General features: G+C 38.6%; 13 protein-coding genes. 9 read left to right on the top strand and 4 right to left on the bottom strand.

Annotated features, from left to right (window positions below):
• Positions 1 to 61 precede the first annotated feature (61 nt).
• The gene (locus CFH81_07055) at positions 62 to 988 is read left to right on the top strand and encodes an RNA pseudouridine synthase (GenBank protein ID DAB39968.1); all 927 of its coding nucleotides are present in this window, start codon (positions 62 to 64) and stop codon (positions 986 to 988) included.
• 228 nt (positions 989 to 1,216) lie between these two features.
• Here the strand turns inward: CFH81_07055 and CFH81_07050 are convergent, their stop codons facing one another.
• The 3 genes from CFH81_07050 to CFH81_07040 are packed head-to-tail and all read right to left on the bottom strand — an operon-like array spanning position 1,217 to position 3,641.
• Complete coding sequence (locus CFH81_07050) at positions 1,217 to 2,293, bottom strand: 23S rRNA (adenine(2503)-C(2))-methyltransferase RlmN (protein ID DAB39967.1); 1,077 nt, start codon at positions 2,291 to 2,293, stop codon at positions 1,217 to 1,219.
• 54 nt (positions 2,294 to 2,347) lie between these two features.
• Positions 2,348 to 2,875 (bottom strand): purine-nucleoside phosphorylase, encoded by a 528-nt coding sequence (locus CFH81_07045; GenBank protein DAB39966.1) that lies wholly within the window; start codon positions 2,873 to 2,875, stop codon positions 2,348 to 2,350.
• A gap of 1 nt (position 2,876) precedes the next feature.
• Positions 2,877 to 3,641 (bottom strand): imidazole glycerol phosphate synthase subunit HisF, encoded by a 765-nt coding sequence (locus CFH81_07040; protein ID DAB39965.1) that lies wholly within the window; start codon positions 3,639 to 3,641, stop codon positions 2,877 to 2,879.
• An 84-nt stretch (positions 3,642 to 3,725) separates the two neighbouring features.
• On the opposite strand from CFH81_07040, the gene CFH81_07035 reads away from it, so the two are divergent.
• The 7 genes from CFH81_07035 to CFH81_07005 all read left to right on the top strand — a co-directional run bounded on the left by CFH81_07035 (position 3,726) and on the right by CFH81_07005 (position 10,797).
• Positions 3,726 to 4,589 (top strand): 16S rRNA (adenine(1518)-N(6)/adenine(1519)-N(6))-dimethyltransferase, encoded by an 864-nt coding sequence (locus CFH81_07035; GenBank protein DAB39964.1) that lies wholly within the window; start codon positions 3,726 to 3,728, stop codon positions 4,587 to 4,589.
• A complete protein-coding gene (locus CFH81_07030) occupies positions 4,519 to 6,606 on the top strand; it encodes a ribonuclease J (protein ID DAB39963.1) in 2,088 nt (695 codons plus the stop codon). The genes CFH81_07035 and CFH81_07030 overlap by 71 nt, the downstream gene beginning before the upstream one ends.
• Before the next feature lie 114 nt (positions 6,607 to 6,720).
• A complete protein-coding gene (locus tag CFH81_07025) occupies positions 6,721 to 7,689 on the top strand; it encodes a KpsF/GutQ family sugar-phosphate isomerase (GenBank protein ID DAB39962.1) in 969 nt (322 codons plus the stop codon).
• Positions 7,690 to 7,699: 10 nt separating this feature from the next.
• Entirely contained in the window at positions 7,700 to 8,515 is an 816-nt protein-coding gene (locus tag CFH81_07020; GenBank protein DAB39961.1) for a pseudouridine synthase, read from the top strand.
• A 3-nt stretch (positions 8,516 to 8,518) separates the two neighbouring features.
• Positions 8,519 to 9,706: a recombinase RarA gene (locus tag CFH81_07015; protein DAB39960.1), complete on the top strand. Its 1,188-nt coding sequence runs from the start codon at positions 8,519 to 8,521 to the stop codon at positions 9,704 to 9,706.
• Positions 9,707 to 9,769: 63 nt separating this feature from the next.
• Positions 9,770 to 10,048: a hypothetical protein gene (locus tag CFH81_07010; protein ID DAB39959.1), complete on the top strand. Its 279-nt coding sequence runs from the start codon at positions 9,770 to 9,772 to the stop codon at positions 10,046 to 10,048.
• Positions 10,049 to 10,083: 35 nt separating this feature from the next.
• Positions 10,084 to 10,797, top strand: coding sequence for a hypothetical protein (locus CFH81_07005; protein DAB39958.1), 714 nt, complete (start codon positions 10,084 to 10,086; stop codon positions 10,795 to 10,797).
• Positions 10,798 to 10,822: 25 nt separating this feature from the next.
• Here CFH81_07005 and CFH81_07000 read toward each other — a convergent pair whose 3' ends face one another.
• A complete protein-coding gene (locus CFH81_07000; GenBank protein ID DAB39957.1) occupies positions 10,823 to 11,236 on the bottom strand; it encodes a hypothetical protein in 414 nt (137 codons plus the stop codon).
• A 689-nt stretch (positions 11,237 to 11,925) separates the two neighbouring features.
• Between CFH81_07000 and CFH81_06995 the strand changes: the two genes are divergently transcribed.
• Positions 11,926 to 13,230: a hypothetical protein gene (locus tag CFH81_06995; GenBank protein ID DAB39956.1), complete on the top strand. Its 1,305-nt coding sequence runs from the start codon at positions 11,926 to 11,928 to the stop codon at positions 13,228 to 13,230.
• Positions 13,231 to 13,495 lie beyond the last annotated feature (265 nt).

Genomic DNA, 13,495 nt, shown 5'->3' with positions numbered 1-13,495 from the left:
TATTCCTATTCAACAATTTTAGATATCATTCTACCAAAATCGCAGTTACAGAGAGGTAAAGATGCCATTTGTCAAAGAAAAATTTATTGTCGCTAAGGAGATGCCTGCTTTCCTTTATATCATGCGTACGTTTGATGCAACCCAAGGCGAAGCCCAAAGGCTCATCACAAAAGGTAGGCTGCTTATACATGGTGAGTCTATGTATAAGCCTGGAGAAAAAATAATGGGAGAGATAGAAATAGTTTATTTTAAACCGCGCTCTCAAAATCATCTTCCTCTTTTTCAAAATCAAGATTTTATGATTCTCGAGAAGCCTTCTGGTATTTTAGTTCATCCCAACACCATGTCAACACCCTATTCGATGCTTGATGAAATACGTCATTTAGCCGGAAATGATGCCAATGCTACGCACCGTATCGATATGGAAACATCAGGATTACTGCTTGCAAGTAAACACAAAAAAGCCGAAACCTATCTTAAAAATGCATTTGAGGCCAAAACCATACAAAAGAGTTATTTGGCCTGGGTGGATGGTAAAATTACAGAGCCGTTTTCTGTTACCAAATCCATCAAGGTTAACGACAACTACAGTGCAACAAAACATAAAGTACTAATTGATGATTCCGGAAGATCTGCGCACACAGATTTCAAGCCGCTTTACTATGATGAAAAACTAGATGCTACATTGCTCGCATGCTATCCTTTAACCGGCAGAACACATCAAATCAGGATACATTTGTTTCACGTGAAACATCCGATCCTGGGTGATCCCATCTATGGCCCGACTTTTCATGCCAGCAATGCCTATCTAGATGAAGTTCTTGAAGATGAGGAACGCATGATTCAGATGGGAGCCGGCAGACTATTGCTTCATGCACAAAGTTTACGTTTTCAGTATAATTCAAAATTTTATATCGAGAGCAGAACCGATTTTATTAAGATGAAAAAATTGATTTACGAAAAAGAAAAAAGAAAATTTAATCGATAATCTAATAGCAGAGGCAACAGAAAAACACTTATATTGTCATAAAAAGTAATTTTATTTTTCGTCTGCAAAAACAAATTTTTTACAAAAATAAAACATTTCAGCCAACTGCTGCAATGGATGCAAAGCCTTATTGTTTGTCATTTCTATTGGCATCATATACAAACCAGCCCGCCCCTATCAGTACGACAATAATAATAAAAATCACTAAAAATTCATCCAAATTTGTCATCATATCTCTTTTTTATTGAGTTCTTGCTCTCTAAGTTGTCCGCAAGCCGCAGAGATATCAAGACCTTTAGATTCCCGAATGGTGCACAATAGTCCTCTTTGCGTTAAATACTCTTGAAATTTCAGCATATCGGCATATTCCGGTCTTTTGAATTCTGTTCCTCCATAAGGATTGAAATAGATTAAATTGACTTTTGCTTTAATGCCGTCAAGCAAACTTAAAAGCTTCTTGGCTGCTGAAATATCATCGTTGACATCTTTAATAACAAGGTATTCGAACATAACTCTTTTTCTGTCGTTGACAGGAAAATTTCTAACTGCCGTAATAATAGATTTGATATTGTATGCTTTATTGATCGGCATAAGTTTTTGTCTAAGGTCATCATCTACCGCGTGCAGCGATATGGCAAGGTTGATTCCCAATTCCATTTTTCCAAGTTTTTCTATCTTTGTGCTCAGTCCTGAGGTCGAGATTGTTTGGCGATGAGGCGCAATGGCCATGCCCTCTGGATCCGCAAAGATTTTCACCGCCTTAGCCACATTTTCCAGGTTATCAAGAGGTTCCCCCATGCCCATATAAACAATGTTGACACGGCGATTGGCATCAATGTCATTATCTTTTTTAATCATAAGCAACTGGGATACAATTTCTCCTGGGGTTAAATTTCGAACAAAACCGCCCTTTGCTGTCAAACAAAATGCGCATCCAACCTTGCACCCCACCTGAGAAGAGATGCAAACAGTATACCGTTCCTGATGCTTTATAGAGCCGTCCTCATGATACTCTTTTTCCCTCATCAAAAGAAGTACTGCTTCTATTGTATGTCCGTCATGTAACTCAAATAGATATTTACGGCTGCCATCTTTACTGTTTTGAACCATAATAGTTTTTAATGGAGTCAGTGTATATTCTTTTTCGAGTTTTTCTCGCATCTCTTTGGGGATATTTTTCATCTCTTCAAAACAGCTTGCATATTTATGATAAATCCAATGGCATATCTGTTTCGCCCTAAAAGAAGGCTTGATTATTTCACTCAGTTCTTCTTTGGTAAAGTCTTGTATTATTTTTTTATTCATTTTTCTTTCTTTGTTATTTATCATCTTAAATTTAGTTCAAAACACTATAAATGGTTATTTGAGTCTATTTTTCATGTAGGCGGTAAGTTTCATCATGGCCTTTTTTTGGTTTTTTAAAAAATCTTTATGTGCATTTGTATCGCAATAGTTTGTTACGACAAATATTCCCCCTGCAGAGATCCGAAACTCCTTAGCTACTTTCAGTACAGCATAAAATTCCATATTCTCAAGATGAATATGGTGGCCAATATAATGCTTTGCCAATTTGTCATCAGTAGTAATATAGTTTGAAGAGTTCACAAAGGTTTCACGTGAAACATCTTCTGCGCTTGAGACTACATTGTCTATAGGAGTATAAGAAGTTCCGGTAAAAAAACTGTTTTCAATATTGGTCGCTGTTTTTGATTCGATGATATCAAATATTTTTTTTTCGCCATAACTTCCTGCTGTTCCCACAAAAAGTATAAACTCCGGAGGATTTAATAGACATAGTCTCGTAAGATTGATCGCAACATTTGTCATTCCTATTCCTACAGGCGTAGCAAAATCAAAATTTTCACTGTCTCCGGCACAGATAATCATCTTATATCCTTACAGGAATTTGTTTTGCCCGCAGATAGTGTTTTAATTCCATAATATCTATCTCTTTAAAGTGAAACACAGATGCAGCCAAAGCTGCATCTGCATGCCCCAAAGTGAATGCTTCCTCTATATGCTGCATTGTGCCCGCACCCCCGCTGGCAATGACAGGGATATTAACGTGATCGCTAATTTTACGGTTAAGTTCATTATCGAACCCGGCCTTGGTTCCGTCTGCATCCATAGAGGTCACCAATAACTCTCCGGCTCCTCTTTCACAAGCTTCTTTGGCCCATGCAAATGCGTCTATTCCCGTATCGTTCCGGCCGCCATGCGTAAAGACATGCCACTTACTTTCACTCACCCTTTTGGCATCAATAGCAACCACAATACATTGGGATCCGAAACGCTTGGCGCCCTCTTCTATAAACATTGGCCTTTTAATCGCGGCAGAGTTTATACTAACCTTATCGCAACCGACATCAAGAAGATTATAAATATCTTGCAATTGACGTATTCCGCCGCCTACAGTCAATGGAATAAATACTTCTTGTGCTACTCTTTTTACTACGTCCACTATAGTATCTCGACCCTCATGGCTTGCTCCAATATCCAAAAAAGTAATTTCATCCGCACCTTCGTCATTATAGCGCCTTGCAACTTCTATCGGATCGCCCGCATCACGCAATCCAATAAAATTCACCCCTTTAACTACTCTTCCATCATTCACATCTAAGCAGGGGATGATACGTTTTGCAAAATAATCCATCTAATTAGTCATCTTCCTTTAAAAATTATGGTAAAATTATACAAAAATTATCCATTGGCATAGTTTATAAAGGTATATTATAGTATGATTCAGAAGGATTTGGCTAATTTTGCGGATAAAAGATTTGGTCAAAATTTTCTTAAAAATGATATCTATATACAAAAAATCATCCAATCGATGCCCAAAGACAGCCTCAGGGTTGCAGAAATTGGGCCTGGATTAGGTGATTTAACCAAAGAGCTTATAAAAGCTAAAAATGTCACAGCATTTGAGGTTGACAAAAGATTATGTGAGCATCTGAGCGTGCTATTTGAAACACCCATTCATCAAGGGAACTTCAAATTGGAATGCGGGGATGTGCTTGAGCGTTGGGAGTCAGGGAGCTTGCTGGATGAACCTTATCATCTGGTGGCCAACCTGCCCTATTATATTGCTACCAATATCATCCTAAAGGCATTAAAAGATACCCATTGTCAGTCAATACTGGTGATGGTACAAAAGGAAGTGGCGGATAAATTTGCTGCCAGAGTGAAACAGAAGGCTTTTTCTGCCCTCTCTGTTATTGCAGGCAGTACCGGCAAAGCAAAAGTATGTTTCGAGGTTGAACCTGAAGCATTTGTGCCGCCGCCAAAAGTAACTTCCGCGGTACTTTTAATCGAAAAAGAGATGACAAGGGATGACGAAAAGTTTGAAGCGTTTCTCAAAATTGCTTTTGGGCAACCGCGCAAAAAACTTATGAGAAATCTCATGTCTGCTTTTCCTCAAGAGATGATAGAGCAAACTTTTAGCAAATTGGGCTTAGACGCCCTCTTGCGACCCCATGAGGCTGAGACATCTATATATCATCACTTATATAATGAATTAAAGGATTATTTAGATGGACAACGAAAACATAAACAACAAAAAAGAAAATCAAGAAAGCAGATCACAACGCAACAGAAGACCTAACCCCCACCGGACAAAAAATCCCAATCAAAATGGACAGACAGAACGTGAAAACCCAAACAGAACATCACATCCAAACAGAAAACCCAATCCAAACAAAAATCAAATAAACCCGCAAACGATACAAGAACAAAACATTAATCAAGATGCCAATACCAAGGCAAACCCGGGCCAGAACAAGAGACCGGACTCAAGCAACAAACCCGGCCAAAAGACCCATACTCAAAATATCGGCAGCAAAAATAAAAATCGCAAAAAAAATTCTACGACAGTAAGCGAAGAGATGCGTGCCTCTATCAATGAAAATACACGTATTCAAAATGCAAGAATGCAACCCTGGAAGCAATTGGATATCTCAAGTCAAGGAAAAATACGCTTTACGCCGCTGGGAGGTCTTGGCGAAATAGGTGGCAATATGGCAGTACTTGAAACAGAAACAACTGCTATCATTATTGATGTAGGGATGAGTTTTCCGGATGAAACGATGCACGGCGTAGATATTTTGGTACCTGATTTCTCTTATCTTCATACGATTAAAGACAAAATCAAAGCTATTGTTATAACGCATGGACATGAAGACCATATCGGGGCAATGCCTTATCTTTTTAAAGAGTTAAAATTTCCCGTATACGGAACACCCTTGGCTCTTGCAATGATAGAAAATAAATTTAATGAACATGGTCTTAAAGCAGATGCAAAATATTTTAACTTTATTACCAAAAGAAAACAATATGAGATAGGTGACCTTAAAATAGAATGGATCCATATGACCCATTCTATCATAGATTCATGTTCTCTTGCCATCGAAACGCCTGCCGGAACCATAGTACATACTGCTGACTTCAAAATAGACCACACCCCCATCGATGGATATACTGCAGACTTGCATCGTTATGCTTATTATGGAGCAAAAGGTGTTTTATGTCTTTTCTCTGATTCCACCAATTCTCATAATCCCGGGTTTACAAAAAGTGAATCAGTGGTAGGCAAAACATTTGATACACTCTTTGATCTTGCTGCGGGAAGAGTAATCATGTCAACATTTTCTTCAAATATGCATCGCATCTACCAGGCTATGACAAGAGCGGTTGCTACGGGAAGAAAAATCTGTGTGATTGGACGCTCTATGGAAAGAAATGTCGAAACAACCAGAGCTTTAGGCTATATAGATATTGACGATAAACACTTTATTGAGGTGCATGAAGCTCCTAAATACAAAGACAATGAAATACTTATTGTTACTACCGGCTCCCAGGGAGAAACAATGGCTGCACTTAACCGAATGGCGACTGATGAACATCGCCATATCAAACTTAAGCCTTCCGATACAGTTATTATTTCTGCAAGCGCTATCCCGGGAAATGAAGCCTCTGTTTCCAAGCTCATGAATCTCCTTATGAAAGCAGGAGTGACTGTACGCTATAAAGAGTTTGGAGATATTCACGTTTCAGGACATGCGGCACAAGAAGAACAAAAACTCGTACTTAGGCTTATACAGCCAAAATTCTTTTTGCCTGTACACGGCGAGTACAATCACATTGCCCAGCACGCAAAAACAGCTGTCAGTTGCGGGGTAGAGGAGAGAAATATTCTCTTAATGAGTGACGGGGATCAAGTTGAAATCACACCAAAATATATCAAAAAAGTAAAAACCGTCAAAAACGGAAAAACATATATTGACAACCAAAACAATATGAAGATTGAGAATGATGTGGTCCTAGACAGACAGAAACTGGCCGAAGACGGTATTATCAATATCGTTGCGCAGGTCTCTCAGGAAAATCAAAAAGTAGTGGGAAAACCGATTGTTACTTCCCATGGACTTGTGGCTGACAAAGATGACAAAAAATTTGCTAAAGAGATTGAACTGCTTCTTGAAACCATGCTGCTCAATATGAAGCCTGAAGCGCTAAAAGATCACAGAAATATTGAAAATGAAATTAGAACCAGTGTCAGAAAACATGTAGTGCGTACCAAAAAAAGATATCCTCTTATTATTCCAACAATTTTTATCATCTAGTCCCAATCAATCCGCCCTCCTATTCAAAAAGGTGGGCGTCCCTCTTCTTAGACCTTTCTTCTCTATTTAGAGTTACCTTATGCTATAATTTTTCATTCAAACAAAGGCTACACAATGGACCTCATAAAAACCGCAAAAGAAACATTCTACACTGAAGCGCAAGCACTTGAGCGGGCTGCAGCTCGGCTTGACAAAAATTTTTTAGACGCTATTGATCTCATCATGCATACAAAAGGAAAACTTATTATTACCGGTGTAGGAAAATCTGGTTTAGTGGGCGCAAAAATGGCTGCGACTTTTGCAAGCACAGGTACATCTAGCTTTTTTTTACACCCCACTGAAGCACTGCACGGTGACCTAGGAATGATAAGCAAAGGAGATACCCTGCTCGCCATCAGCAGTAGCGGAGAGAGCGAAGAGCTTACCAAAATTCTTCCACACATCAAACGTTTTGAAATTCCGCTGATAGGCCTAACCGGTAATCCAAAATCTTCACTTGCATACTATTCGGATGTATTTTTAGATATCTCTGTAGAAAAAGAGGCCTGCCCTCTCAATGTTGCACCTACCTCCTCCACTACACTTACCATGGCCATAGGAGATGCTCTTGCTGTGGCGCTGATGGAAAAAAGAGGCTTTAGGCACGAAGATTTTGCTTCTTTTCATCCCGGCGGCACATTGGGCAAAAAACTCTTTATCAAAATTAAAGATCTCATGCGTACAGAAGCGCTGCCCATTATCCGCGATGACACAAAACTTAAAGAAGCTATCGTTACCATGAGCGAAGGGAAACTTGGCACCGTACTTATCGTCGATAAAGAAGGAAAATTCTGCGCGCTGCTTAGTGACGGAGATTTGCGAAGGGCATTAATGAAAGAATCTTTCAGCTTAGAACATCTTGCCATAGACTATGCTACACGAAACCCAAAAAGTTATCATGATACCCAACTGCTTGCAAGTCAAGCGCTTGAAATCATAGAAAATGAACGTATACAACTGTTACCCATCACGAACAAATCAGGAAAAATCATCGGCGTATTGCACATCCATGATCTAATCAATGCCGGCATTAAAAGCAAATAGGACAATGCACATGAGACTCAACAAATACATTTCACATCATACCAAATATTCACGTCGTGATGCAGACAAACTCATAGAGGCAGGCGAAGTTACGCTTGGCAAAGTGGTTCTTAAAAGTTTTAGCTATGAAGTGAAAGAAGGGGATCACATTTATATTAAGGGAAAACCTATCAAGGTGCGTACCGAACTTACGATCATTGTGTACAACAAACCAAAAGGAGTACTGGTCACCAAAAAAGATGACAGAGGACGAACAACCATCTATCACAAGCTTTCTGGGAAATTTAGACACTTTATCCCGGTGGGAAGACTTGATTACGCCTCAGAAGGACTTTTGCTTTTAACAGACACTCCAGAGGTGGCGCAAGCACTCATGGAGAGTAATCTGGACAGAACCTATAACATCAAAATAGATAAGCCCATCACCAGCGAAATGATGGAAGCGATGGAAAAAGGACTTATTTTAGATGATGCGAGAGCCGGAGCCCACAGCAAAAGCACTATTACCAGTATGGAATTTGCCCCTTTTGCGCACTATGAAATTCGTCATGCCGGACAAAACTTCACCAAACTTAGGGTAACCATCTCAGAGGGCAAAAATCGTGAACTTAGACGTTTTTTTGCTCATTTTGATGCCGCAGTACTCGATCTTAAGCGTGTTGCTTTTGGAGGAATAGAGCTAAATAATCTTCCCACAAATAAAACACGTTTTTTTACACGAAAAGAGTATGATGATGTGCATAAATTTATGAAGAGAATCAAACAAAATCAAGCCAAAGATAAAGATAAAAACAAAGATAAAGATCAACGCAAAAAAAAAGGATAGTCGTTGGCAAATTTTGCACTCAAATATCGCCCAAAAACATTGGATGAGTTCATGGGGCAGCCTCATCTAATGCATCCTTCTTCACCGCTGAGAAAGTTAATTGAAGCCAATGCGCTTTTGCACACTTTTTTTTATGGCCCCCCCGGATCCGGAAAAACAACACTTGCGCGCATCATTGCATCAAAACTGGAAAAACCGTTTTACGAGATGAATGCGACGACCCTCAAAATAGAACAGTTACGCCAAATTTTCAAAGATTATGCCTATGCATTACAAAAACCGCTTATTTTTATCGATGAAGTGCATCGCTTAAGCAAAAATCAACAAGAGGTGCTTTTGCCTTTTATGGAAAATCAAGCTGCTCTCATTATCGGAGCATCCACCGAAAACCCTTATTATTCGCTCACTGCCGCAATGCGTTCACGTTCTCATCTCATTGAACTTAAGCCACTAGGCACAGAAGATATGGCAACCTATCTTGAAAAAATACTAAATGCAGAAAATATCGCTATTGAAGAAGAAGCAAGAAAATATTTAATTTTTTCAAGCGGAGGAGATGCAAGAGCCATGTTAAATCTGCTTGAAACTGCAAGCACAATTGAAACGCCAATCACACTTCATACACTCAAGCAGATAAGACCTCATGGCATGCAGGCAGGAAGCTCAGAAAGTGAAAATCACTACGAACTAACATCGGCCATGATAAAAAGTATACGCGGAAGTGATATTGATGCGGCTATTTATTATCTATCCAGACTGGTGGACGGGGGTGAGCCCGCAGAATTTATTGCTAGACGTTTAGCTATCTTAGCCAGTGAAGATATAGGCAACGCAAATCCGCACGCGCTCAATCTCTCCAGTTCTGCGCTAAACATAGTTAAGCATATCGGTTATCCCGAAGCAAGAATAACCCTTTCTCAATTGGTTATCTATCTTGCCTCTTCTCCCAAGTCAAATGCGGCCTATATGGCCATAAATCATGCCCTGCAAACCCTAAAAGAAGAGGGAGTCACCCCGATCCCCTCCCATATTAAAACGCATGCGAATGAATATCTCTATCCTCATGATTTTGGAGGATGGATAAAACAAGATTATCTCACAAAACCCAAACAGTTTTACCAAACAAAACAGATAGGTTTTGAAAAAACTCTTTTTGAGTGGCATGAAAAAATAACGTCCCAAAAGAAATGACACAATTTTGACACATTTCTATGCTATAATTTATTCATTATATAATTAAATTGAGGAGAATGAATGAAGCTCGAAATAGTAAAGTTTGTCATTGCAGGTAGTGCATGCATGATCGGATTGAGTGGTTGTACGGGACAAGAAGCTGTTCCTAGCAATGCAACTCAAACAGGTGCAGTGACGGGTGCGTTAGCAGGTTCTGTGATCGGGTACAATACCAAGGGAGACAACCAAGGTCAACGTGCTGTTATAGGCGGTCTTCTTGGTGCGGCTGCCGGCGGCGCAATTGGTCATGCAATAGATAATCAAAATCCAGAGCCTGTAGAAACCGGCGGTTGGGAATAATATTAAGCACTATATACATTTTAAAGGAGAAAGAGATGAAATTAGTAAAACCTGTGATTGCCTCTACATTAGTGGCATTCATGCTAAGCGGATGTTACAACGAACCCGGATTGACACAAGATACAAGTTATGATCGAACCAAAACAGGTGCTGCAACCGGTGCATTAGCAGGCGCACTGATAGGATACAATACCAAAGGGCACGACAAAGGACAAAGAGCTCTTATCGGAGGTCTTTTGGGTGCTGCAGCAGGTGGCGCAATCGGATACAGTTTAGACCAGCAAGCCAATGAAGTGGCTCGTGCGCTAGGAACGGGGGTAGACAATGATCCTCTTGCCGTACTTGACCCGCAAAGAGACATTATCGTTTCAAAAACAAATAATTATGTAAAAATCATGTTTAGAGACCGCATGATGTTTGCCACTGATTCGTCAAACCTACAGTCAAATGCACGCTATAAAGTAAACAAAGTTGCACAGCTCTTGCAAAACTATCCGCAAACCGTAGTGGGAGTCGCAGGCTTTACCGATAACCAAGGAAGCTATGAGTACAACCAAGGACTTTCAGAAAGAAGAGCGGCCTCTGTAGCCAATATACTTGCTGTGAACGGCCGTCCTTTAACCAAAGGATGTTCTTACAATAAAGCTATAGCTCCGAATGATACTGCAGCAAATAGAGCGCTCAACAGACGCGTAGAGGTATATTTGTATGCGGACAGAAATAAGATGACCGATCCTTGCTACCAATAGCACAAGGATCCAGTCTAAATAAAAACTACTTCAACAAGTCAAGCTTTTGTTTGGCTTGTTCTGCGTTTAATGTACCTTCAAAAAATTGACCTTCTGTTTCATTGATCACATTTAAAAGTTTTGTCTGAAACAAATCACCCCTGATTCTTTCATTTGCAAAACGTTTCATTTCACCAAAATCAGGGAAAAGCTTTAGAAATTCTTTTTTTAGTTTGCTGTGTTGCCATGCTTCGATTTGTATTTTTTCGTCTGCATCCGCAAATATTAAAATATCTCTGCCTACACTATCTAAACTGTAATATTTATCATATTTATGCTTCAGTGCATATTCAGTGTTACTAAATTTGTCATCTTCTTTTTGTATTTCGCCTATAAAAGAAGTTATAAAATAAATAAACCCTATCCCCACAACCACAAACAAAACAAATGTCTTATCCATCCTCACATCCTAACATTGGAATAATAAAATCATTATACTATTATTTTTGATAAGAAATTACACCTGTGCAAATTCTCGAAAACTTCACCTCGACCACATAAGTCGTAAAGTTTTATATTTTTTGTGATGAAAAAAGATTATTTTTGGGCATTTTGGTGTTCCAAAAAGCACCTTTACTCTTTTTTTGAGCAAAATGATGCATCCCCCACACTGCCCTACAAGAGTTTGGGTTTTTTGGCATAGCTGCCAAAGAGATTTATTTTATCTAACAATAAGTGTAATTTCTGAGAAGTAATTGTGAGAGGCTAATAAAAAACAACATTCAAAAAATTAAAAGAATTTACGAAAGTTCTATCTGCTTGATTGAGGTGGAATTGCACTTGTGATTAGAATTGGCGTGAGTTACCGTAAAAAATTATAGCTTCTGTTGAATTAAGTTAGACTGTAATAAATTAACAATAGGCTTCAAAGCTCGTATTTAAGGGGATTTTATAAGATATTTTAGATTTTGTTAGATTGTATTGAAGTATAAGATGGTGCGGATGAGAGGACTCGAACTTAGTTACTATTGATTTACTACAATCTATCATCATGTAAAACCCCACGTATTTACGGGCTTTGAAGTTTATATTAATTTCTTAGAATGTATAATAATTCCGCATGCTGGTATCCCCCAAAGTATCCCCCAAATGAGAGGTAAAAAAATGGCTATTGATTTAAAAGACTTTAAGCAGACAAAATATCCTGGCCTTTATAAAAGTAAAACCAAAGACAACACAAAGGGATATAAATATCTCATGTGGTGCAAAATAGACGGAAAATTACAAAAAAAGATTTTAGGACACAGCGAAACCGACAAACTAACGGACAAAAAAGCAAAAGACAAACTCGAACGGATTAAAACAGACATTGAAGCGGGCTACACCTCATCATCAAATATTAACCTTGATAAGCTCTTTGATTTTTACTTTGAAACGCTGGATAAAACGAAATCATGGACAAAAAAGCAACAGTATATTTATAACCTCTACATCAAGAACGCTATCGGAAAAAAGAAGATAGACAAATTAAGAGAAATGGACATTAAAAAGATTTTGCATGATATGGGAGAACGAGGGTTAAAACCGCGAACACAAAAGACCGTACTGGAAGTGCTGAAGCCCCTTTTTAGATTTGCCATGAAAAATAAATACTTAAAGGAAGACCCCGCGGCATGGATAACGGTAAAAGTGCCAAACCAAAAGAAGATAGTCACAGATGCGACAGAACTATTCAACCAAGTGTATCAAGGCATCATCACGCTATACAAGGATGAGCCATTTTATAAAGCCCTCTTTTTGTTTAGCTTTACTGGCAGAAGAAAGACAGAAGTATTAACGCTTAAATGGGAGAATATCGACTTTACAAATAATTACTACTGGATAGAGGATACAAAAAACGACGATAAACAAAAATACGAATTACCGTCTTTTATCAAAGAGCCGCTATTAAAAATAAACGATACCAAAAGAGGCTTAGTGTTTAAAAGCCCGACGACTGGAAAAAAAATATCAAACATTGATAGGCAGATGAGAAATCTCATTAAGTATCTTGCTTTGAAGCATTGCAACGATAACCCGTTATATCAAGCCTACACGGTGCTTAAAGCCAAAGAAAAGAAGATTGAATACATAGAGGGGTTAAGATGGAACGATACCTTTACGGGCGAATTAAAAGAGATTTTAGAGCGATACAACGGAACGAAAAAAGGATTGATCTTTGCAAATCTCGAACTTGAAAAATTTGATAAGCTAAGCCCACACTACATGCGGAACATTTTAGTATCCATGCTGGCAGAACAAAAAACAGAAGCGGTTGTTTTGAGCGGGATATTGGGACATAAAGACGTGAACACGATTAACAAGTATCTATCTATCAATCACTACAAAAGCAGCCAAGAGGGCTATAAAAAGATAGATGAGGTTATAGACGTTGATTTTGAGGACGTGGAATAAAAGCAACAAGGGAATTATTACTTTACTTTGAAATAAATCAAATAAAAACAATTACTTTTCCATTATAATACACTCAGGAAGGCAGTAAAAGGTTTACCGCGAGTCCTGAAAGTCATTATATCTTTTCAAGTTTGGCGACTATAAGATATAACTGATTGGAAAGTTTTCGTCAAAATAGTAATTAAACTACCATTTGTACAAATTGTACACGATAGAAACTTAGCCTATTGTTAAAAAAATTACGTTTAGTGTAATTCTTTGTGCT

Origin of the sequence: Sulfurovum sp. UBA12169, from assembly GCA_002742845.1 — a bacterium.
Classification (GTDB): domain Bacteria; phylum Campylobacterota; class Campylobacteria; order Campylobacterales; family Sulfurovaceae; genus Sulfurovum.
The sequence above is the reverse complement of the archived record's forward strand: the minus strand, read 5'-3'. Positions and strand labels throughout refer to the sequence as shown.

Excerpts from the sequence above, each read along its gene's own strand:
- CFH81_07055 (DAB39968.1), top strand. The coding sequence starts at position 62 with ATGCCATTTGTCAAAGAAAAATTTATTGTCGCTAAGGAGATGCCTGCT.
- CFH81_07050 (DAB39967.1), bottom strand. The coding sequence starts at position 2,293 with ATGAATAAAAAAATAATACAAGACTTTACCAAAGAAGAACTGAGTGAA.
- CFH81_07045 (DAB39966.1), bottom strand. The coding sequence starts at position 2,875 with ATGATTATCTGTGCCGGAGACAGTGAAAATTTTGATTTTGCTACGCCT.
- CFH81_07040 (DAB39965.1), bottom strand. The coding sequence starts at position 3,641 with ATGGATTATTTTGCAAAACGTATCATCCCCTGCTTAGATGTGAATGAT.
- CFH81_07035 (DAB39964.1), top strand. The coding sequence starts at position 3,726 with ATGATTCAGAAGGATTTGGCTAATTTTGCGGATAAAAGATTTGGTCAA.
- CFH81_07030 (DAB39963.1), top strand. The coding sequence starts at position 4,519 with ATGGACAACGAAAACATAAACAACAAAAAAGAAAATCAAGAAAGCAGA.
- CFH81_07025 (DAB39962.1), top strand. The coding sequence starts at position 6,721 with ATGGACCTCATAAAAACCGCAAAAGAAACATTCTACACTGAAGCGCAA.
- CFH81_07020 (DAB39961.1), top strand. The coding sequence starts at position 7,700 with ATGAGACTCAACAAATACATTTCACATCATACCAAATATTCACGTCGT.
- CFH81_07010 (DAB39959.1), top strand. The coding sequence starts at position 9,770 with ATGAAGCTCGAAATAGTAAAGTTTGTCATTGCAGGTAGTGCATGCATG.
- CFH81_07005 (DAB39958.1), top strand. The coding sequence starts at position 10,084 with ATGAAATTAGTAAAACCTGTGATTGCCTCTACATTAGTGGCATTCATG.
- CFH81_07000 (DAB39957.1), bottom strand. The coding sequence starts at position 11,236 with ATGGATAAGACATTTGTTTTGTTTGTGGTTGTGGGGATAGGGTTTATT.
- CFH81_06995 (DAB39956.1), top strand. The coding sequence starts at position 11,926 with ATGAGAGGTAAAAAAATGGCTATTGATTTAAAAGACTTTAAGCAGACA.